The sequence below is a fragment of the Halomonas sp. NCCP-2165 genome (assembly GCF_023708045.1).
Classification (GTDB): domain Bacteria; phylum Pseudomonadota; class Gammaproteobacteria; order Pseudomonadales; family Halomonadaceae; genus Bisbaumannia; species Bisbaumannia pacifica.
The window spans coordinates 18,925-37,411 of record NZ_BRCY01000013.1 but is presented as its reverse complement, the minus strand read 5'-3'; the positions used below and the strand labels follow the sequence as shown (position 1 = coordinate 37,411).

Here is an 18,487-nt window from a genome sequence, read left to right as displayed (position 1 = left end):
GACGTCTCCGGGGCAAGGGGTGCAACTTTGGTCGTAAATTCACGGCGCGGCGTTGACCCCGTCGAAGGGGACGCCTAGCTTTCTGTTCTGAGGAATGAGGTTCTGCCTTACAGAATTGTAAGCTAGCCCGTTCGATTCGACAAGTGCCATCTCAGGCGCATCCAAGGGAGACCACAACAATGTCCAAGACCACGCCACTCAAGCTCTTCGCCATCGCCGCTCTCACCGTTAGCGCCGGGGCCGCCCAGGCCTTCGAGCCCCAGGGACGGGTCGAGTGCATCGCTCCCGCCGATCCCGGCGGCGGCTGGGACTTCACCTGCCGCAGCGTGGGCAATGTGCTGGAGGCGCTGGACCTGGTGCCGGCCAGCGTGCAGACCATCAACATGGCCGGTGCCGGCGGCGGCGTGGCCTTTGCGCATACCGTGAGCCGGCGGGCCGGCAACGAGCAGTTGCTGGTGGCGGCCTCCACCGCGACCACCACCCGCCTGGCCCAGGGGCAGTTTCCGGGCATGACCGCCGAGATGGTCAACTGGATCGGTGCCCTGGGGGCCGACTACGGGGTCATCGCCGTGGCCACGGACTCGGAATACGACGACCTGCCCGAGCTGATGGCCGCCATCGATGAGGACCCGCGCAGCGTCAAGTTCGCCGGGGGCAGTGCCAAGGGGGGCTGGGATCACCTCAAGGTGCTGATCGCCGCCCAGGCCGCCGGCGTCGATGAGCTGCCGCGCATTCCCTACCTGTCGTACAACAACGGCGGCGAGGCCATGACTCAGGTGGTGGGTGGCCATGTGGATGCCTTCACCGGGGATATCACCGAGGCCCAGGGCTTTCTGGAGTCCGGCGACCTGCGCGTGCTGGCGGTGCTCTCCGAGGAGCGACTGCCGGGGGAATTCGCCGATATTCCCACCGCCCGGGAGCAGGGCATCGATGCCCTCGGCCCCAACTGGCGTGGCTTCTACATGCCGGCGGAGATCTCCGCGGAGGCGCGGCAGTACTGGATCGATGCCATGGACACCCTCTACGCCAGCCAGGAGTGGCAGGACGTCATGACCAATAACGGCCTGATGCCCTTCCATATGAGTGCCGGCGAGTTCGAGCGCTTCGTGACCGAGCAGATCGACGATATCCAACAACTCTCCCAAGACATCGGGCTGATTCAGTGATGACCTTCAACGACCGCATCTTCGGGGTGCTGCTGATCGTCCTGGCCGTTGCCTACGGCTGGGGCGCCACCCAGTTTCCCGAACCGTTCGGCGGGGCCGAGGGCGTCGGCCCCGAGACCTTCCCCTACCTGCTGGCCGCGGTGCTCGGGGTGGCGAGCCTCTACCTGATCGTGCGCCCCGACCCGGATAACGCCTGGCCCTGGAGCCGCACCGGAATCGAGATGGTCATCGCCGTGCTGGTGCTGATCGTCTACACCGCGCTGCTGCAGCCGCTGGGCTTTATCCTCAGCACCCTGCTGGCGGTGGGCACCCTGTGCTGGCGCATGGGGGCCACGCCGATCCGGGCCTATGTCACCGGCGGCATCGCCGGGGTGGTGGTGTTCGTGATCTTCAATTATGCCCTCCACCTCGCCCTGCCGCTGGGCCTGCTCTCCTTCCTGGAGGTGAACTGATGGAAACCCTGGGCTATCTGATCGACGGCTTCGGCGTGGCCCTGGCGCCACACAACCTGATGTTCGCCCTGCTGGGGGCCTTCCTGGGGACCCTGATCGGCGCGCTGCCCGGGCTGGGCCCGGCCAACGGCGTGGCGATCCTGATCCCGCTGGCCTTTACCCTGGGGCTGGCTCCGGAGACGGCACTGATCATGCTGACCTCGGTCTATGCCGGGGCCATGTATGGCGGGCGGATTTCCTCCATCCTGCTCAATATTCCCGGCGACGAGCCGGCGATGATGACCTGCCTGGATGGTTACCCCATGGCCCAGCAGGGCAGGGCCGCCGAGGCGCTGGCGATCTCCGCCATCGCTTCCTTCATGGGCAGCCTGATCGCCACCGTGGGCCTGATCCTGCTGGCGCCGATCCTCGCCGACTTCGCCCTGACCTTCGGTCCCGCCGAGTACTTCGCGCTCTTCCTGCTGGCCTTCGCCACCCTCGGCGGCATCACCGGCAAGAACCCCGTCAAGACGGTGGTCGCGGCCTGCCTGGGGCTGATGATCGCCACCATGGGCATCGACAACACCGGGGTGCAGCGTTACACCTTCGGCGTGCTCGAGCTCTACGAGGGCGTCGACTTCATCATCGCCATCGTCGGGCTCTTCGCCATCTCCGAGCTGCTGTTCTTTATCGAGGAGAAGGCGGGGGGCGGCAAGGAGAAGATGGCCGTCAACAAGCTGTCGCTCTCCTGGGCGGAGATTCGCGGGATCATGCCCTCGAGCATCCGCGGCGGCGTGCTGGGCTTTATCGCCGGCGTGCTGCCGGGCGCGGGCGCCTCCCTGGGCAGCTTTATCGGCTATACCCTCGAGAAGAAGATGGTGGGCAGCAAGGGCTACTTCGGGAAGGGCGACCCGCGTGGCGTGGCCGGCCCCGAGGCCGGTAACAACGGCGCCTCCAGCGGTGCCCTGGTGCCCATGCTGACCCTGGGCGTGCCGGGCAGCGGCACCACCGCGGTGCTGCTGGCGCTGCTGATCTCGATGAACATCACCCCGGGGCCGCTGATGTTCACCCAGAACGCCGATATCGTCTGGGGTGTGATCGCCGCCCTGCTGATCGGCAACTTCCTGCTGCTGGTGCTGAATATCCCCCTGGTGGGAATCTTCGTCAGGCTGCTGTCGGTGCCGCCGAAGTACCTGTTGCCGATCGTCACCATGATCGCCTTCGTCGGCATCTACTCGATCAGCAACACCACCTTCGATCTCTACTTCATGGTGGCCTTCGGCGTCGCGGGTTATGTGCTGCGCAAGCTGGAGATTCCCCTGGTGCCGGTGATCCTCGGCCTGCTGCTGGGGCCGGAGATGGAGAAGAACCTGCGCCATGCCCTGGATATCTCCGGGGGCGACTGGGGCATCTTGTGGAACAGCGGCCTGGCCGTCGGCCTCTGGGTGTTCGCCGGCCTGGGCCTGATCCTGCCCTACCTGGTCGGTCCGCTGCTGCGCCGTCGCATGAAGGTCGCCACCGGTAGCGGCGGCCCCGAAGGGGACTGATAACGGAAGCAATATTCCGTCGCCTCGGGGGCATCGGCAGCGCCGATGCCCCCTTTTCTTGCCTGCTTCTCCGGCGTGGGTCGAGGTGCCCAGCCAATAGGCGCCACCATGGTGCAGGCCGCCATGGCGACGCCCTCCGTTGGTGCCGTGCCCCGCGGGAGGGCCCCTGCCGAGGCCCTGGTGTACGTCATCGTATACAAAATAACTATTTGTTTATCATTAATAAATTAGAGAATTTGCGTGCTCTGGTATGGGCCTTGCCTGGTGTGGGGTAACGCCACCAGCCAGGAAGCCTCGCCGATGCCGGCCCGCCTCGATCTCAGCGCCCCTTGCCCCGATTCGGGGCACCGTTTCGATGCCGGCCGCCGCTGGATGGCCTCGCTGGAGCTCGGCTTCGCGGCGCGCCAGGGGGCCACGCGGATGGTCGGGGCGCGTCACCAGGGCCCCCTGCGGGTCCAGCGTCCCTTCTATCCGGAGGGGCGGGGCGAGGCCTGCCATGTCTACCTGCTGCACCCTCCCGGTGGCCTGGTCAGCGGCGATGCCCTGACCATTCGGGCCCGAGTCGAGGCGGGGGCCCGGGCGCTGCTGACTACCCCGGCGGCCAACAAGCTCTACCGGGCCGACAGCCATGGCGTGGCCTGGCGGCAACATACCCAGCTCGAGGTGGCCGATGGCGGCGTCCTCGAATGGCTGCCCCAGGAGACGATCGCCTTCGATGGCTCCTGGGGCGAGCAGGCCACCAGGGTCGACCTCACCGGCAATGCCCGCTGCCTGGGCTGGGAAGTGCTGGCGCTGGGGCGTCCGGCGAGCCACCTGCCCTACGTCAGCGGGCGCATCGAGCAGCGCTTCGCCCTGCGCCGGGACGGTCGGCCGTTGTGGCTGGAGCGCCAGCCGCTGGACCCGAGGCATCCGCGCTTTCGCGGGCGCTGGGGGCAGGGCGGCGCCAGCGTCCAGGCGACCCTCTGGGCGGTGGGGCTCGACGACGAGGCGCGCGCCGTGGAGGCGCTGCGCGAGGCCCTGCCGGCCGCTCCTTGCTGGGCGGTGACGCTGCGCCACGGGGTGCTGCTGCTGCGCTACCTGGGCCAGGAGCGCAACGCGGCCTGGGCGCTCTGCGAGACCGCCTGGCGAGTGCTGCGGCCACGGCTTATCGGCCGCGAGGCGCATCCGCCACGCATCTGGTTTACCTGACACCTACCCGGAGAGGCCCATGGAACTCACCCCCAGAGACAAAGACAAGCTGATGCTCTTCCTGGCCGCCCAGTTGGCCGAGCGGCGCCGCGCCCGTGGCCTGAGGCTCAACTACCCCGAGGCGCTGGCGCTGATCAGTTTCGAGATCCTGGAAGGCGCCCGGGACGGGCGCACGGTGGCGGAGCTGATGAGCCATGGCCGCGAGATCCTCGGCCGCGACGAGGTCATGGAGGGGGTGGCCGAGATGGTGCAGGAGGTGCAGGTGGAGGCCACCTTCCCCGATGGCACCAAGCTGGTCACCGTCCACGACCCGATTGTGTAAGGAGTGTCCGATGATTCCTGGCGAATATCAGTTAAGGGATGCCGAGATCGCGCTCTGCGAGGGGCGCGAACGGCTCGCCGTCGAGGTGGCCAATAGCGGCGACCGGCCGATCCAGGTCGGCTCCCACTACCACTTCGCCGAGGCCAATCCGGCGCTGCTCTTCGATCGTGCCAAGGCGCGCGGCCACCGCCTGGACGTGGCCGCCGGCACGGCGATCCGCTTCGAGCCGGGGCAGACCCGGGAGGTGATCCTGATTCCCTTCGTCGGCCGCCGGCATATCTATGGTTTTCGCGGCGAGATCATGGGCGGGCTCTCTACCGCGCCCGACGCCGCGCGAAGGTCGTCTACCGCGCCCGACGCCGCGCGAAGGCCGCCTTTGGGTGATGCAGATCAAGGAGGGCAGTAATGACGTCTCCCACTACCATCAGCCGCCAGGCCTATGCGGAGATGTATGGCCCCACGGTGGGCGACCGGGTGCGCCTGGGCGATACCGAGCTGTGGATCGAGGTGGAGCGGGATGCCACCCACTACGGCGAGGAGGTGAAGTTCGGCGGCGGCAAGGTGATCCGCGACGGCATGGGCCAGAGCCAGCGCCATGACGCGGCCGTGATGGATACCGTGATCACCAATGCCCTGATCCTCGACTGGTGGGGCATCGTCAAGGCCGACGTGGGGCTGCGGGGCGGGCGTATCGCCGCCATCGGCAAGGCCGGCAATCCGGATACCCAGCCCGGCGTGGAGCTCGTGATCGGCCCGGGCACCGAGATCATCGCCGGCGAGGGCAAGATCCTCACCGCCGGCGGCATCGACGCCCATATCCACTTTATCTGCCCCCAGCAGGTGGAGGAGGCGCTGGCCAGCGGCATCACCACCATGCTGGGCGGCGGCACCGGCCCCGCCACCGGCTCGAATGCCACCACCTGCACGCCGGGGGAGTGGCACCTGGGCAAGATGCTCCAGGCCGTCGACGACCTGCCCATGAATATCGGCCTGCTCGGCAAGGGCAACGCCAGTCTGCCGGAGGCCCTGGCGGCGCAGCTCGAGGCCGGGGCCATGGGCCTCAAGCTTCACGAGGACTGGGGCACCACCCCGGCGTCGATCGATACCTGTCTGGCGGTGGCCGAGCAGTACGATGTGCAGATCGCCATCCACACCGACACCCTCAACGAGTCGGGCTTCGTGGAGGACACCCTGGCCGCCTTCAAGGGGCGCGGCATCCATACTTACCACACTGAGGGGGCCGGGGGCGGCCATGCGCCGGATATCCTCACCGCCTGCGCCAAGCCCTATGTGTTGCCGTCCTCCACCAATCCGACCCGCCCCTATACGGTCAACACCATCGACGAGCACCTGGACATGCTGATGGTGTGCCACCACCTGGACCCGAGCATCCCCGAGGACGTGGCCTTCGCCGACTCGCGGATCCGCCGCGAGACCATCGCCGCCGAGGATATCCTCCAGGACCTGGGGGTGATCTCGATGATCGCTTCCGACTCCCAGGCCATGGGGCGGGTCGGCGAGGTGGTGTGCCGCACCTGGCAGACCGCTCACAAGATGAAGGTGCAGCGGGGCCTGCTGCCGGAGGATCAGGCGCTTGGCGCCGACAACTTCCGCGCCCGGCGCTATATCGCCAAGACCACCATCAACCCGGCGATCACCCACGGCATCGCCCACGAGGTGGGCTCCATCGAGGTAGGCAAGCTCGCCGACCTGGTGCTCTGGAGCCCGGCCTTCTTCGGCGTCAAGCCGGCGCTGATCCTCAAGGGCGGCATGATCGCCATGGCCCCCATGGGCGACCCCAACGCCTCGATCCCCACGCCCCAGCCGGTGCACTACCGGTCGATGTTCGGCGCCCTGGGCCGCGCCGCCAGCCAGACCCGGGTCAGCTTCGTCAGCCAGGCGGCACTGGAGGGTGGCATCCGTGAGCGGTTGGGCCTGCAGAGCCGGCTGGTGGCCTGCCGCGATGTCAGAGGGGTCAGGAAGGGGGATATGAAGCTTAACGACGCCTGCCCGGAGCTTAGCGTCGATCCCCAGACCTACGAGGTGCGCTGCGATGGCGAACTCTTGACCTGCGAGCCGGCGACGGAATTGCCGCTGGCGCAGCGTTACCACCTGTTCTAGCGCGCCGAGGAGCCAAGAGAATCATGTTGAAACTGACCGAACGCCTGGGGCCCATCCCGGCGGACCAGGCCACCGATACCCTGACGCTGCCCTATGAGCGGCGGGTGCTGGGCCGCTTCAAGGCGGAAAGCGATAGCGGCCGCGCGCTGGGACTGTTCCTGGCGCGTGGGCCGGTGCTGCGCGATGGCGAGGGGCTACGCGCCGAGGGCGGCGAGATCGTGCGGGTAAGGGCGGCCGATGAGCCAGTGGTGACCGCCCGGGTCGCCGCCGGCCTGCCCCTGGCGCGCCTCGCTTACCACCTGGGTAACCGCCATGTGCAGCTGGCCCTGGGCGAGGACGCGCACTCTTCACAAGGCCAGGGGTACGTGCGCTTCCCGCCGGACCATGTGCTGGAGGCACTGGCCGAGCGGCTGGGCGCCAGCCTGGAGCGCCACGAGGCCCCCTTCGATCCGGAGCCCGGGGCTTACCAGCAACTGGATGGTCATTCCCATGCACCTGGGCATCACCACCAGGAGCATCGGCATCACCATGCTAACTGAGCCGGGGAGCGGGCAGGGCGACGACCTGGCGCTGCTGGGCCTGCTGCAGCTGGTCAGCCCGGCGCTGCCGATCGGCGCCTTCGCCTTCTCCCAGGGGCTGGAGAGCGCCTTCGAGCTGGGCTGGGTCAGCGACGAGGCGAGCCTCGGCGACTGGCTCGAGGGCGTGCTCGCCGATGGGCTGACCCGCTGCGAGCTGCCGGTGCTGGCGCGCCTTTATGCCGCCTGGGCCGAGGGCGATCACCAGGCGCTGGTGGCCTGGGACCGGTGGCTCGCCGCCAATCGCGAGACGGCGGAATTGGCCGCCGAGGATCACCGTCTGGGGGCGTCGCTGGCGCGGCTGCTGGGCAGCCTGGGGCAGTTACCCGATGAGCCGACGCTTCCGGCGGAGGCGGGCCATGTGACGGTCTTCGCCTGGGCGGCCCGGGGGCGCGGCATCGCCCCGCGCCAGGCGCTGCTCGGCTTCGCCTGGGCCTGGCTGGAGAACCAGCTGGCGGTGGCCTGCAAGGCGTTGCCCCTCGGCCATACCGCCGCCCAGCGACTCGTCGAACGGCTGCGCCCGGCCCTGATCCACGCGGTGGACGAAGCGCTCTCGCTGGGTGATGACGAGCTCGGCCCGGCGCTGCCCGGCCTGGCACTGGCCAGCGCCCTGCACGAGACCCAGTACTCGCGGCTGTTTCGAAGTTGACAGATAACCTGCCCGGGCCAGCTCGCTGCACTCACCACGCACGCGTCCGAAACCCTGGCACCTCGGCCGGTCTCCCGCGGTCGGAGAGACGGTACTTCCCTGTACCGACTCTCCTTGATCTTCATCCTTGAAGATCAACCGCGTCGCCTCGACCGAGTCGCCAGCGGCCGCGCGAAGTGGATTCGGCAGCGACTGGCCTGGCATCGCAAACCTGACGGCGCCGCCCTGGCGGCCAAGGAGAGATCGATATGACCCATTGTTTACGCGTTGGCGTCGGCGGCCCGGTGGGCTCCGGCAAGACGGCGCTGCTCAAGCAGCTCTGCCTGGCGCTGCGCGACCACTACGATATCGCCGTGGTCACCAACGATATCTATACCCGCGAGGACGCCGACTTCCTGCTCAGGCACGAGGCGCTGGCCGCGGATCGCATCCTCGGCGTGGAGACCGGCGGCTGTCCACACACCGCCATTCGCGAGGATGCCTCCATGAATCTCGCCGCCATCGACGAGCTGCAGGCGCGCCATCCGGGCCTGGAGTTGGTGCTGGTGGAGTCTGGCGGCGATAACCTCTCGGCCACCTTCAGCCCCGAGCTCTCGGACCTGACCCTCTATGTGATCGATGTCTCCGCCGGCGACAAGATCCCCCGCAAGGGCGGGCCGGGCATCACCAAGTCGGACCTGCTGATCATCAACAAGATCGATATCGCCGACCGGGTGCATGCCTCCCTGGAGGTGATGGAACGCGACTCCCGCAAGATGCGCGGCGAGCGCCCCTTCGTTTTCACCAACCTCTACGACGGCATCGGGCTGGAGACGATTATCGGCTTTCTCCTCGACCGGGGCATGCTCCCGGAGCGCCGGCCGCCGGAGCGCCGCCCAGAGTCCGCCTAAGACGTATGACCGACACAGCCCCCCCGGCAAGGAGATATGCCACCATGTTGAACGTTTCCCCCTCTCGCCGTGCCGCCCTGGTCGCCGCGCCCCTGTTGCTGTTGTTCGTCGGGTCGGCCCTGGCGCATCCGGGCCATGATCATGCCCATGGCGGCGGCTTCGTCGCCGGCCTGGCCCATCCCCTGCTGGGCCCCGACCACCTGCTGGCCATGCTCGCCGTGGGGCTGTGGAGCCGGCATCAGCCTGGCGGGGGCCTTATGCCCCTGCTGGCCGTGGCCGGCATGCTGCTGGGGGCGGGCCTGGCCTGGTCCGGCATCGCCCTGCCCGGAGTGGAGCTCGGCATCGCCCTGAGCCTGCTGCTGGCGGGCGTGCTGGTCGCCGCCCTGGTGCGCCTGCCGAGCCTCGTCGGTGCCGGGGTGATCCTGCTCTTTATGCTCTTCCATGGCCATGCCCATGGTAGCGAGATGCCGCTTGGCGCTTCCCTGATCGCCTATCTCGTCGGCTTTACCCTGGCAACCCTGGCGATCACCTTAGCCGGGCGCCTGGCGGGGGGCTGGCTGATGGCCCGCGATAACCGGATTCTGCGTGGGCTGGGCGTCGCCCTGGCCGGCGTTGGGGCGCTATTCGTCGTCGGTTAAGCGCTATCTGCACCCAGGCGTCGCGCGCCCGGCCTTGGCCGGGCGCGCTGCGTTTCGGCTCGGAAGCGGCTATGCTGGCGCCGCGGCAGTGAGTCGCAGTCGTTGGGTAGGGAGACCGGAATGGAAAAGCGGAGGCGGCCTATGTGGCCCTGGGTACTGGGGGCAATCCTGCTGGCCTGGATGGCCATGGGGGTCTGGCAGAGCGTCAAGCCGCTGCCGGAGGGCATCGGTCGGGCCTGGCCGGAGCGTGGCGTCGAGGAGGTCCGCTTCCTGGCGGATCGCACCTGGTATGACGCCGAGGGACGGCGCCATCAGGAGCAGGCGATCTTCGACGAGGTGCTGGCGATGATCCGTCAGGCCCGGCGCTTGGTGGTGGTGGACATGTTCCTGTTCAATGATTTCGCCGGCGAGGCCGCGGGGGCGGGGTTTCGGCCGCTCTCCAGCGAGTTGAGCCAGGTCCTGCTGGCGCAGAAGCGTCGCTATCCCGAGCTCGAGGCGGTGGTGATCACCGACCCGCTGAATACCCTCTACGGGGGCCTGGCCCTCGAGCACCTGGAGGCGCTGCGCGGGGCAGGCATTCGGGTGGTGGAGACCGAGCTGACCCGGCTGCGGGCCTCCAATCCGCTGTGGTCCGGAGGCTGGCACCTGGGGCCCCGCTGGTTCGGCAACAGCATTGAGGCGGGCTGGCTGCCCAATGCCATGGGCCCTGGCCGTGTCACCCTGCGCAGCTACCTGAGCCTGCTCAACTTCAATGCCAACCATCGCAAGACCCTGGTGGTGGACAGCGGCGATGACTGGCTGGGGTTGGTGACCTCCGCCAACCCCCATGATGCCAGCAGCCGGCACGGCAACGTGGCCCTGCGCTTCCGCGGCCCGGCGGCGCTGGATCTGTTGGCCAGCGAGCGGGTGGTGGCGGCCTGGAGCGGGGTGAGCCTGCCCCAACCGGCGCCGGTCGCCGAGCCGGCGTCGGCACTGGGCCTGCAGCTGTTGACCGAAGGCGCGATCGGTGACGCCCTCCTGGCCACCATCGCCGCCGCCGAGGCGGGGGATCGCCTCGATCTGGCGGTCTTCTATCTCGCCCACCGCGGGGTGATCGAGGCCCTCGCGGCGGCCCAGGCGCGAGGGGTGAGGGTGCGGGTACTGCTGGACCCCAACCGGGACGCCTTCGGCTTCGCCAAGAACGGCATTCCCAACCGGCCGGTGGCCCAGGAGCTGGCCGCGGCCGGGGTCGCGGTGCGCTGGTGCCTGACCCGCGGCGAGCAGTGCCACAGCAAGCTGCTGCTGCATCGCCCCGCCGACGCGGGGGAGGCGACGCTGATCCTCGGCTCGGCCAACTTTACCCGCCGCAACCTGGATAACCTCAACCTGGAGACCAGCGTGCGCCTGACGGGGGCGCCGGAGGCCCCGGCCCTGGCGGAGGCCGCCGCCTTCTTCGAGGCGCGCTGGGACAATGGTCCGCAGCGACGCACCAGCCAGGCCCTCAACGGCGAGGATCGGGTCGGTCTCTGGGGCTATTGGCGCTACCGGCTGATGGAGGCCACCGGGTTATCCACTTTCTAGCCTTCGCAAAAGACAACGCCCCGCTACAAGCGGGGCGTCATCGAGTGTTCGAAGCCGTCGAGCAGACCGTTAATGCTTAGCTAAGGCTTTGAAAAATTAAGCTTAAATGGTGCGGATGGGGAGACTTGAACTCCCACGCCCGAAGGCACCAGAACCTAAATCTGGCGTGTCTACCAATTCCACCACATCCGCAGGGTGAACGCAGTCGGATGACTCGTCGACAGGGCCCCATATTCTAGGTGAATAGTGCCTCAAGTCAAGGCGTTATTGGCCTCGCCGGGCAGCCGCAGATGCGCCGCGGCGGCACTCGCCAGGGCCTGGGGCGAGCCTTCCCCCAGGGGCGGTACCACCCCCAGGCAGGGCTCGGGCAGGTGACGGCGCAGGCAGGCCAGGTTGGCGGCCTGCTCCTGCATCTCGGCATCGATGCCGTTGGCCACCCAGCCGGCCAGGGTCAGGCCGTCGGCGCGGATCGCCTCGGCGCTGAGTCGGGCATGATTGATGGCGCCCAGCTTGAGACCCACCACCAGGATCACCGGCAGCGCCAGGCGCGAGGCCAGGCCGGCCAGGTCTTCCCGGTCGTTGAGGGGCACCCGCCAGCCGCCGGCGCCCTCCACCAGGATCAGGTCCCGGGGCAGGGCCAACGGCGGGGCCAGGCACTCCGCCAGCCCGGCCAGGGTCAGGGACTCGCCGGCGCGCTCGGCGGCCAGGTGGGGGGCGATGGCCGGGGCATAGGCGTGGGGGTTGATGCCCGCATAGTCCATGGCCGGGGCGCTGACCGCCTGCAGGGCCAGGGCGTCGGCGTTGCGCAGGCCCTGTGGCGTCGTCTCGCAGCCGGAGGCCACCGGCTTGAGGCCCAGGGTGGTGAGGCCGGCGGCCTGGGCCCGGGCCAGCAGGCCGGTGGCCACCAGGGTCTTGCCGGCGTCGGTGTCGGTTCCGGTAACAAAATAAGCACGCATTTTTGACTCACCTATCGAGCGTCGGCCCCGGGGCCGACTTATCTATCGAGAATTAGGGTCAGGCGCTGGTAGCTGACCGGCAGGCCGGCGGGTTCGCGCAGGGCCTCGAAGCGGGCCTCGGCCCGCTCCAGGTCGGCACGGCCCAGTCGCGGCGCGCCGTCCTCCGGGGCCACCTGGGCGCCGACGCCCTTGATGGAGGCCATCACCGCGGCCAGGTCCGGGTAGAAGAAGCGTTCCCGGGCGCGCTCCAGGCGCACCCGGGCGAAGCCCGCCCGCCGCGCCGCCGCCTCCAGGCGCCCGGCATCGACGAAGTCGAGCAGGGCAGCCGGGCGGCCGGGCCGTGACCAGGCCTGGGCGACCTCGGCCAGGGTGCCCGGGCCCAGGGTATTGATCAGGGCGCGGCCGCCGGGACGCAAGACGCGACGCGCCTCGACGAGCACCGCCTCGAGGTCGGGGCACCACTGGATCGCCAGGTTGGAGAAGAGCAGGTCCAGGTGTTGGTCGGCCAGCGGCAGGGCGGCGGCGTCGCCGCGTACCCAGGCGATGGTCTCGGGATGGTGGCGGCGGGCCTCGTCGAGCATGGCCGCGGCCAGGTCGAGGCCGATCACCCGGGCCGCGGGGTAGTGGCGCGCCAGGCGGGCGCTCCACTGGCCGGGGCCGCAGCCCAGGTCGAGGAGGGTCTCGGCGCGCTCCGGCAGATGGGCCCAGAGGCGCTCGCCGAGGGCGGCCTGGGCCGCGGCGCGCCGGCAATAGTGGGGGGCGGCGCGGCCGAAGGCCCGGGCGACGCGGCGGCGCCAGGCGCGATCGTCCGTGGCCGTGAGTTCGCTGGCCGCAGGCATCGGCATGCTCATGGGCCCACCTCCAACGCCAGGGATTCCAGGTGGCGCGCCAGGGCCGCCGGTTGGCTGAGTTGGGGGCAGTGGCCGGCTCCCTCGAGCACCCGCTCCTCCGGCCGCGGGGCCGGCAGCAGGGGGTCTCGGGCGCCGCGCAGTCGCCGGATGGGGCAGGGCGGGGCGTCGAGCGTCGCGCCGATATCCAGGTCAGCCAGTTGCTCCAGGCCGGCCGCCAGGGTGGCGTCGTCGGCGGGCGGGACGCTCCCCAGCAGGGCGCGCAGTTCGCCGAGGGCCTGGCGCGGGGCCGGCTCGCCGCTTAGCTGGTGGCGCAGGAAATGCCGCCAGGTGGCCTGCGGGTCTCGGTCGAAGGCGCGACGAAAATCGCCCAGCGCGTCGGGAGAAACCGGGCCGTCGGTAAAGCGCGTGGCGCAGCCCAGCAGCACCAGGCCCCGGGGCGGGGGCAGTCGCTCCAGCAGGCTGGCGGCGAGCAGGCCGCCCAGGGACCAGCCCACCCAGAGCGCTTCGCCGGGCAGGCTCGGGGCCATGGCCGCGGCGAGGGCGTCGAGGCAGGCGGGGCTGGCCAGGGCCGGCGCCTGGCCATGGCCGGGCCAGTCCGGCGTCGAGAGCGTCACGCCCGCCGACCAGTGGGGCGCCAGGGGGCGCCAGATGCGCGCATCGCAGCCCCAGCCGGAGAGCAGTACCAGATGGCTCACGGCAGCGGCTCCGGGTCGGCGGCGAGCAGCTCGGCGAGGCGTTCCAGCAGCTCGTCGATATCGGCCCGGCGGTGGCCGCCGGAGAGGGTGATGCGCAGCCGCCCCTGGCCCTGGGGCACGGTGGGGGGACGGATGGCCCCGACCATGAAGCCCGCCTCGCGCAGCGCCAGGCTCCAGCGCATTACCCGGGCGCTATCGCCGAGCAGCAGGGGCTGGATGGGCGTCGGCGAGGGCAGCAGCGGCAGCCCCAGCGCCTTGGCGCGGGCGCGGAAGTGGTCGAGGTGCTCGTGCAGTCGCCGCCGGCGTTCCGGCTCCGTCTCGAGGAGATCCAGGGCGCGCAGGGTGGCCATGGCCACGCCGGGGGGCTGGGCGGTGGTATAGATATAGGGGCGAGCGAACTGGATCAGGGTATCGATCAGGAGGTCGTCGCCGGCGACGAAGGCACCGGCGGTGCCCAGGGCCTTGCCGAGGGTGCCCACCAGTACCGGCACTCGCTCGGTAGCGAAGCGCCGCCCCACGCAGCCATCGCCGTGCTCGCCCAGCACGCCCAGGCCGTGGGCGTCGTCGATCATCAGCCAGGCGTCGTGACGGGCGCAGGTCGAGGCCAGGCCGTCGATATCCGCCACGTCGCCGTCCATGCTGAAGACCCCGTCGCTGATCACCAGGCGCGGCCCGTCCTCCGTGGCTCGCCCGAGGAGGCGCTCCAGGTCGGCCAGATCGCCGTGGTGGTAGCGCCGGCTGCGGGCCCCGGCGAGTCGTGCGCCATCGAGCAGGGAGGCGTGGTTGAGGCGGTCCTGAAAGAGATGAGTCTGGCGGTCGCAGAGCGCCTGGAGGGTGCCGAAATTGGCCATGTAGCCGGTGGAGAAGAGCAGCGCCCGCGGGCGGCCGGTCAGCTCGGCCAGGCGCTCCTCCAGCAACTGATGGGGCAGCAGATGACCACTGACCAGGTGTGAGGCGCCGGCGCCGGCGCCGAAGCGCCGCGTCCCCTCGGCCTGGGCCTCGGCCAGTCGCGGGTCCCGGGCCAGGCCCAGGTAGTCGTTGCTGGCGAAGTCCCGCACCCGGCTGCCCGGGGCCGGCGTCATGGTCAGGCGGGTGCGCCACAGCCCGGCCTCGCGTTGGCTGGCGAGGCGGGCCGAGAGTCGTTGCCGCCAGGTCATCAGGCCACCGTGGCGTCGTAGTAGAGGCCGGCGCTGGCCTGGCGACGCATGGCGTCTTCCAGGGCCGCGGCCTGGTGGGTGTCGTCGGCGCAGGCCTCGCGGCGCTCCGGGTGCAGGCCGAGGCGCTCGAAGAGGCGCTTGTCCCGCGCCGCCTCGGGATTCTCGGTGGTCAGCAGGCGCTCGCCGTAGAAGATCGAGTTGGCGCCGGCCAGGAAGGCCAGGGCCTGGGTGCTGTCGTCCATCTGTTCGCGTCCGGCGGAGAGTCGTACATGACTGCGTGGCATCAGGATACGCGCCACGGCGATGGCGCGCACGAATTCGATGGGGTCCAGGTCGTCGACGCCTTCCAGGGGGGTGCCCGGCACCTTGACCAGCATATTGATCGGCACCGACTCCGGGTGGGGGGTGAGGCGAGCCAGCTGCTGCAGCAGGGCGGCGCGGTCGCGGCCCGATTCGCCCATGCCGAGGATGCCGCCGGAACAGATCTTCATGCCGGCATCGCGAACATGCCCCAGGGTCTCCAGGCGGTCGGCATAGCTTCTGGTGGTGATGATCTCGCCGTAGTACTCCGGGGAGGTGTCCAGGTTGTGGTTGTAGTAGTCGAGACCGGCCTCGGCCAGGCGCCGTGCCTGGGCGTCATTCACCATGCCCAGGGTCATGCAGGTCTCCAGGCCCAGGTCCTTGACCCGCTTGACCATCTCCAGCACCACCTCGAGGTCCTTCTCCCGCGGGCTGCGCCAGGCGGCGCCCATGCAGAAGCGGCTGGCGCCGGCGGCCTTGGCGGCCTCGGCCTGGGCCACCACCTTCTCGATCTCCAGCAGCTTCTCCTTGTCCAGCCCGGTGGTGTAGTGCCCCGACTGGGGGCAGTACTTGCAGTCCTCGGGGCAGGCGCCGGTCTTGATCGACAGCAGGGTAGAGACCTGCACCGCATTGGCATCGAAGTGGGCGCGATGTACCTGCTGGGCCTGGAACAGCAGGTCATTGAAGGGCAGGGCGAAGAGCGCCTCGATCTCCTCCACCGTCCAGTCGTGGCGGGGTGGGGTGGGGCTGGCTAGAGTCATGGGTAGGGCTCGCGGCTGACTTGGTTAACTATATGAATCACTTTAGGTTGACCACGATGATAGGGCGTGGTCACGCCTTGTCAACTTCGATCGTGCATTGGGTTGACCATGCCCTGCGTCGGGCCCTGCCGGGGCGCTGCGCCTTCTGCCTGGGCCCCGCCGAGCGCCAGGCGCCCTGGTGTCATGACTGCCTGCTGGCCCTGCCCTGGAACCTGCCGGCCTGTCCCCGCTGCGGCGAGCCCCAGGCGGGGCAGGGGCTCGGCAGGCCCTGCGGCGCCTGTGTGAGGCGTCCCCCGGCCTTCGACCGGACCCGGGCGCCGCTGCGCTACGCGGGGGCGGTCGAGGGGCTGGTGCGGGCCTTCAAGTTCCATGCCTCGCCGCGAGCCGGCAGCGTGCTGCTGGAGCTCTTCCTGCGCGATCTGACGCTGCCCCCGGTGGCGGCGCTGGTGGCCGTGCCGCTGCATGATCGGCGGGCGCGACGGCGCGGCTTCGACCAGGCGGACTGGCTGGCCCGGCGCCTGGCGCGTCGCCTGGAGCTGCCGTTGATCGAGGCCCGACGTGTGCGCGACACCCCGAGCCAGCGCGGCCTCGACCGCCCGGCCCGACGCGCCAACCTGCGTCGGGCCTTCCGCATCGACTCGGCGCTACCGGCGCGGGTCGCCCTGGTCGATGACGTCATGACCACCGGGGCCACCCTGGAGGCCCTGGCGCTGGCCTGTCGACGGGCCGGGGCCGAGACGGTCGAGGCCTGGGCCATGGCGCGCACGCCCCTGGAATAAGCCGCGGGCGCTCCTGGAATAAGCCGCGGGCGCTCCTGGAATAAGCTGCGATTGACGGTCCCGGGACTGCTATGATGCCCACTGTCGATCTTCGCAACGCACCAGCAAAGGACGCGCCATGACTCCGGATCCACACCCCTTCGAATCCCTCTCTCCGGCCCGGGTGGTCGAGGCGGTGGAGTCCCTGGGCTTCTGGCTGCCCGGCGAGCCCTTCGCGCTGAACAGCTACGAGAACCGGGTCTTCCAGCTGCATGACGAGGAGCGGCGCCGCTGGGTGGTCAAGTTCTACCGTCCCCAGCGCTGGACGGACGAGGCGATCCTGGAGGAGCATGACTTCCTCACCGAGCTGTTGGCCGCGGAGGTGCCGGTGGCCGCGCCCTGGCGGGATGCCCGGGGCGTCAGCCTGCACCGCCATCAGGGCTTCCGCTTCGCGCTCTTCCCGCAGCTGCCGGGGGGCGCCCCGGAACTCGACAATCCGGACCATCTGTTCGCCCTGGGAGAGCTGATCGGCCGCCTGCATGCGGTGGGCGGGCGCGGCGAGTTCGTCCATCGCCGGCGCCTCGAGCCCGGTCCCCTGGCCGAGGAGAGCCGCGCCATCGTGCTGGCCGGGCCCTGGCTCAATGCCCGCCAGCGGCGCGCCTACGAGCGCATCAGCGGCGAGCTGGCGGCGGCCATCCTCGAGCAGGCCTGGCCCGGGGCCTCGATGATTCGCGCCCATGGGGACTGCCACCTGGGCAATATGCTCGGCCGCGACGGCGACTTCGCCCTGGTCGACTTCGACGACTGCCTGATGGCGCCGGCGGTGCAGGACCTCTGGATGCTGCTCAGCGCCCAGCATGAGCAGGAGTGGCAGATGCAGCTCTCGGAGTTGCTCGAAGGCTATGAGCAGGCCTGCGATTTCGATCGCCGCCAGCTGCGCTGGATCGAGGCGCTGCGTGGCCTGCGGCTGATGCGCCACAGCGCCTGGCTGGTGGCGCGCTGGGAAGATCCGGCCTTCCCGCGGGTCTTTCCCTGGGTCGCCGAGTCGGGCTACTGGGACCAGCATATCCGCGACCTGGAGCAGCAGTGCCTGGCCTTGACGAACCAGCCGCGCTGGCTGGCGGGTCCCGGTTGAGGTCGGAGGCCGCCATCCGACGCGAGAGGCCCCGCCATTGGCGGGGCCTCTTCGTTGCGACGAGCGCAGGCGTGACGCGGCGGCGTCAGGGGGTGTCAGGGGCGTCGCCGCCGCTCGCCTGACGGCGCTCCTCGTTGATCCGCGCCGAGGGGTTGTCCTTGGGTTCGAGGGTCAGGTCATGGCCCAGGCGCATGATAAAGGCGCGGGAGGGCACCAGGCGCGCCTCGTGGCACTCGGCATCGACGCAGGCATCCAGGCCGAAGCGGCCGTCGGCATCGTAGGCGGTGGCGGACATCTCGCCGCTGAAGATCTCGCTCTCGCCGCCATCGGTGGCGATGCAGGTCAGGGTCTTGGCCGAGACGCGCAGCCGGCTGCTATCCAGCAGGCCATCGGCGGTGATCAGGCAGTGGGAAGGCAGGGCAATATCGCCGGCGGCGTTGGCCACCGGGCGCAGCAGCATATCGCCGCGGCGCGGCGCCTCGGGAGTAAAGGCCGTGGACTCGATCACGGCGACTTCGATGATCGCCTCGTTGGGGAGATGCAGGGGCTCGGCCTGGGCCATCCCGGTACTCAGCAGCAGGGAGGCCGACAGGCCGGTGAGCAGGGAGGTGAGCCGAAGGGTGCGTTGTGCCATGGCGGGACTCTTGATCAATAGCTGACGATAGCGGGCGATAACGGCCGAGCAGCGTGTTGCTAGGCCCCCATGCTAGCACAGCCGGGAGCGCTTCCGCCGGGCCCGCGTGACATTATGCCACGTTGCCGTGGCGCGGCTCGGCGCCGTGGGCCG

The 18,487-nt window shown here is 69.8% G+C and carries 20 protein-coding genes and 1 tRNA gene; 14 read left to right on the top strand and 7 right to left on the bottom strand.

Going from position 1 to position 18,487, the window contains the following annotated elements:
• The first annotated feature begins 179 nt into the window (after positions 1-179).
• The 12 genes from NFU04_RS08750 to NFU04_RS08695 all read left to right on the top strand — a co-directional run bounded on the left by NFU04_RS08750 (position 180) and on the right by NFU04_RS08695 (position 11,087).
• Positions 180-1,166, top strand: coding sequence for a Bug family tripartite tricarboxylate transporter substrate binding protein (locus NFU04_RS08750; RefSeq protein ID WP_251309074.1), 987 nt, complete (start codon positions 180-182; stop codon positions 1,164-1,166).
• Positions 1,166-1,618 carry a tripartite tricarboxylate transporter TctB family protein gene (locus tag NFU04_RS08745; protein WP_251309073.1) on the top strand — a complete coding sequence of 151 codons (453 nt, stop codon included), beginning with the start codon at positions 1,166-1,168 and terminating at the stop codon, positions 1,616-1,618. Before NFU04_RS08750 ends, NFU04_RS08745 begins: the two co-directional genes overlap by 1 nt.
• The gene (locus tag NFU04_RS08740; RefSeq protein ID WP_251309072.1) at positions 1,618-3,144 is read left to right on the top strand and encodes a tripartite tricarboxylate transporter permease; all 1,527 of its coding nucleotides are present in this window, start codon (positions 1,618-1,620) and stop codon (positions 3,142-3,144) included. Before NFU04_RS08745 ends, NFU04_RS08740 begins: the two co-directional genes overlap by 1 nt.
• A 300-nt stretch (positions 3,145-3,444) precedes the next feature.
• Positions 3,445-4,332, top strand: coding sequence for an urease accessory protein UreD (locus tag NFU04_RS08735; protein ID WP_251309071.1), 888 nt, complete (start codon positions 3,445-3,447; stop codon positions 4,330-4,332).
• 19 nt (positions 4,333-4,351) lie between these two features.
• Entirely contained in the window at positions 4,352-4,654 is a 303-nt protein-coding gene (locus NFU04_RS08730) for an urease subunit gamma (protein WP_251309070.1), read from the top strand.
• 10 nt (positions 4,655-4,664) lie between these two features.
• Complete coding sequence (locus NFU04_RS08725) at positions 4,665-5,060, top strand: urease subunit beta (protein ID WP_251309069.1); 396 nt, start codon at positions 4,665-4,667, stop codon at positions 5,058-5,060.
• Complete coding sequence (gene ureC, locus NFU04_RS08720) at positions 5,060-6,775, top strand: urease subunit alpha (protein ID WP_251309068.1); 1,716 nt, start codon at positions 5,060-5,062, stop codon at positions 6,773-6,775. Before NFU04_RS08725 ends, ureC begins: the two co-directional genes overlap by 1 nt.
• Before the next feature lie 23 nt (positions 6,776-6,798).
• On the top strand, positions 6,799-7,314 hold the full coding sequence (gene ureE / locus NFU04_RS08715) for an urease accessory protein UreE (protein ID WP_251309067.1): 516 nt from the start codon (positions 6,799-6,801) through the stop codon (positions 7,312-7,314).
• Positions 7,304-7,999, top strand: coding sequence for an urease accessory protein UreF (locus tag NFU04_RS08710; protein WP_251309125.1), 696 nt, complete (start codon positions 7,304-7,306; stop codon positions 7,997-7,999). Before ureE ends, NFU04_RS08710 begins: the two co-directional genes overlap by 11 nt.
• A 248-nt stretch (positions 8,000-8,247) precedes the next feature.
• Positions 8,248-8,889, top strand: coding sequence for an urease accessory protein UreG (ureG, locus tag NFU04_RS08705; RefSeq protein WP_251309066.1), 642 nt, complete (start codon positions 8,248-8,250; stop codon positions 8,887-8,889).
• 44 nt (positions 8,890-8,933) lie between these two features.
• Positions 8,934-9,527, top strand: a complete 594-nt coding sequence (locus NFU04_RS08700) for a HupE/UreJ family protein (protein ID WP_251309065.1) — start codon at positions 8,934-8,936, stop codon at positions 9,525-9,527.
• Between the two features lie 141 nt (positions 9,528-9,668).
• The gene (locus tag NFU04_RS08695) at positions 9,669-11,087 is read left to right on the top strand and encodes a phospholipase D-like domain-containing protein (RefSeq protein WP_251309064.1); all 1,419 of its coding nucleotides are present in this window, start codon (positions 9,669-9,671) and stop codon (positions 11,085-11,087) included.
• 107 nt (positions 11,088-11,194) lie between these two features.
• Here NFU04_RS08695 and NFU04_RS08690 read toward each other — a convergent pair.
• The 6 genes from NFU04_RS08690 to bioB form a co-directional block, all read right to left on the bottom strand.
• Positions 11,195-11,279 (bottom strand) — tRNA-Leu (locus NFU04_RS08690).
• A gap of 59 nt (positions 11,280-11,338) precedes the next feature.
• On the bottom strand, positions 11,339-12,043 hold the full coding sequence (gene bioD, locus NFU04_RS08685; RefSeq protein ID WP_251309063.1) for a dethiobiotin synthase: 705 nt from the start codon (positions 12,041-12,043) through the stop codon (positions 11,339-11,341).
• A gap of 38 nt (positions 12,044-12,081) precedes the next feature.
• Positions 12,082-12,894, bottom strand: coding sequence for a methyltransferase domain-containing protein (locus NFU04_RS08680; protein WP_459382076.1), 813 nt, complete (start codon positions 12,892-12,894; stop codon positions 12,082-12,084).
• On the bottom strand, positions 12,891-13,589 hold the full coding sequence (locus NFU04_RS08675) for an alpha/beta fold hydrolase (protein WP_251309062.1): 699 nt from the start codon (positions 13,587-13,589) through the stop codon (positions 12,891-12,893). Before NFU04_RS08675 ends, NFU04_RS08680 begins: the two co-directional genes overlap by 4 nt.
• Positions 13,586-14,746 carry an 8-amino-7-oxononanoate synthase gene (gene bioF / locus NFU04_RS08670; protein WP_251309061.1) on the bottom strand — a complete coding sequence of 387 codons (1,161 nt, stop codon included), beginning with the start codon at positions 14,744-14,746 and terminating at the stop codon, positions 13,586-13,588. Before bioF ends, NFU04_RS08675 begins: the two co-directional genes overlap by 4 nt.
• Positions 14,746-15,807, bottom strand: a complete 1,062-nt coding sequence (bioB, locus tag NFU04_RS08665; RefSeq protein ID WP_251309060.1) for a biotin synthase BioB — start codon at positions 15,805-15,807, stop codon at positions 14,746-14,748. Before bioB ends, bioF begins: the two co-directional genes overlap by 1 nt.
• Positions 15,808-15,884: 77 nt before the next feature.
• Here bioB and NFU04_RS08660 point away from each other — a divergent pair, with 77 nt between their 5' ends.
• Together NFU04_RS08660 and NFU04_RS08655 are read left to right on the top strand one after the other, a co-directional pair.
• Positions 15,885-16,586: a ComF family protein gene (locus NFU04_RS08660; RefSeq protein WP_251309059.1), complete on the top strand. Its 702-nt coding sequence runs from the start codon at positions 15,885-15,887 to the stop codon at positions 16,584-16,586.
• Positions 16,587-16,704: 118 nt separating this feature from the next.
• Positions 16,705-17,700: a serine/threonine protein kinase gene (locus NFU04_RS08655; protein WP_251309058.1), complete on the top strand. Its 996-nt coding sequence runs from the start codon at positions 16,705-16,707 to the stop codon at positions 17,698-17,700.
• Positions 17,701-17,785: 85 nt separating this feature from the next.
• Here the strand turns inward: NFU04_RS08655 and NFU04_RS08650 are convergent, their stop codons facing one another.
• The gene (locus tag NFU04_RS08650) at positions 17,786-18,334 is read right to left on the bottom strand and encodes a TraB/TrbI/VirB10 family type IV secretion system protein (protein WP_251309057.1); all 549 of its coding nucleotides are present in this window, start codon (positions 18,332-18,334) and stop codon (positions 17,786-17,788) included.
• Positions 18,335-18,487 lie beyond the last annotated feature (153 nt).

What these genes read in the sequence shown, in the direction of transcription:
- ureC (WP_251309068.1), top strand. Translation starts at nt 5,060, where the DNA reads ATGACGTCTCCCACTACCATCAGCCGCCAGGCCTATGCGGAGATGTAT.
- bioF (WP_251309061.1), bottom strand. Translation starts at nt 14,746, where the DNA reads ATGACCTGGCGGCAACGACTCTCGGCCCGCCTCGCCAGCCAACGCGAG.
- NFU04_RS08700 (WP_251309065.1), top strand. Translation starts at nt 8,934, where the DNA reads ATGTTGAACGTTTCCCCCTCTCGCCGTGCCGCCCTGGTCGCCGCGCCC.
- ureG (WP_251309066.1), top strand. Translation starts at nt 8,248, where the DNA reads ATGACCCATTGTTTACGCGTTGGCGTCGGCGGCCCGGTGGGCTCCGGC.
- NFU04_RS08695 (WP_251309064.1), top strand. Translation starts at nt 9,669, where the DNA reads ATGTGGCCCTGGGTACTGGGGGCAATCCTGCTGGCCTGGATGGCCATG.
- NFU04_RS08650 (WP_251309057.1), bottom strand. Translation starts at nt 18,334, where the DNA reads ATGGCACAACGCACCCTTCGGCTCACCTCCCTGCTCACCGGCCTGTCG.
- bioB (WP_251309060.1), bottom strand. Translation starts at nt 15,807, where the DNA reads ATGACTCTAGCCAGCCCCACCCCACCCCGCCACGACTGGACGGTGGAG.
- bioD (WP_251309063.1), bottom strand. Translation starts at nt 12,043, where the DNA reads ATGCGTGCTTATTTTGTTACCGGAACCGACACCGACGCCGGCAAGACC.
- NFU04_RS08745 (WP_251309073.1), top strand. Translation starts at nt 1,166, where the DNA reads ATGACCTTCAACGACCGCATCTTCGGGGTGCTGCTGATCGTCCTGGCC.
- NFU04_RS08735 (WP_251309071.1), top strand. Translation starts at nt 3,445, where the DNA reads ATGCCGGCCCGCCTCGATCTCAGCGCCCCTTGCCCCGATTCGGGGCAC.
- ureE (WP_251309067.1), top strand. Translation starts at nt 6,799, where the DNA reads ATGTTGAAACTGACCGAACGCCTGGGGCCCATCCCGGCGGACCAGGCC.
- NFU04_RS08725 (WP_251309069.1), top strand. Translation starts at nt 4,665, where the DNA reads ATGATTCCTGGCGAATATCAGTTAAGGGATGCCGAGATCGCGCTCTGC.
- NFU04_RS08655 (WP_251309058.1), top strand. Translation starts at nt 16,705, where the DNA reads ATGACTCCGGATCCACACCCCTTCGAATCCCTCTCTCCGGCCCGGGTG.
- NFU04_RS08750 (WP_251309074.1), top strand. Translation starts at nt 180, where the DNA reads ATGTCCAAGACCACGCCACTCAAGCTCTTCGCCATCGCCGCTCTCACC.
- NFU04_RS08730 (WP_251309070.1), top strand. Translation starts at nt 4,352, where the DNA reads ATGGAACTCACCCCCAGAGACAAAGACAAGCTGATGCTCTTCCTGGCC.
- NFU04_RS08680 (WP_459382076.1), bottom strand. Translation starts at nt 12,894, where the DNA reads ATGAGCATGCCGATGCCTGCGGCCAGCGAACTCACGGCCACGGACGAT.
- NFU04_RS08740 (WP_251309072.1), top strand. Translation starts at nt 1,618, where the DNA reads ATGGAAACCCTGGGCTATCTGATCGACGGCTTCGGCGTGGCCCTGGCG.
- NFU04_RS08710 (WP_251309125.1), top strand. Translation starts at nt 7,304, where the DNA reads ATGCTAACTGAGCCGGGGAGCGGGCAGGGCGACGACCTGGCGCTGCTG.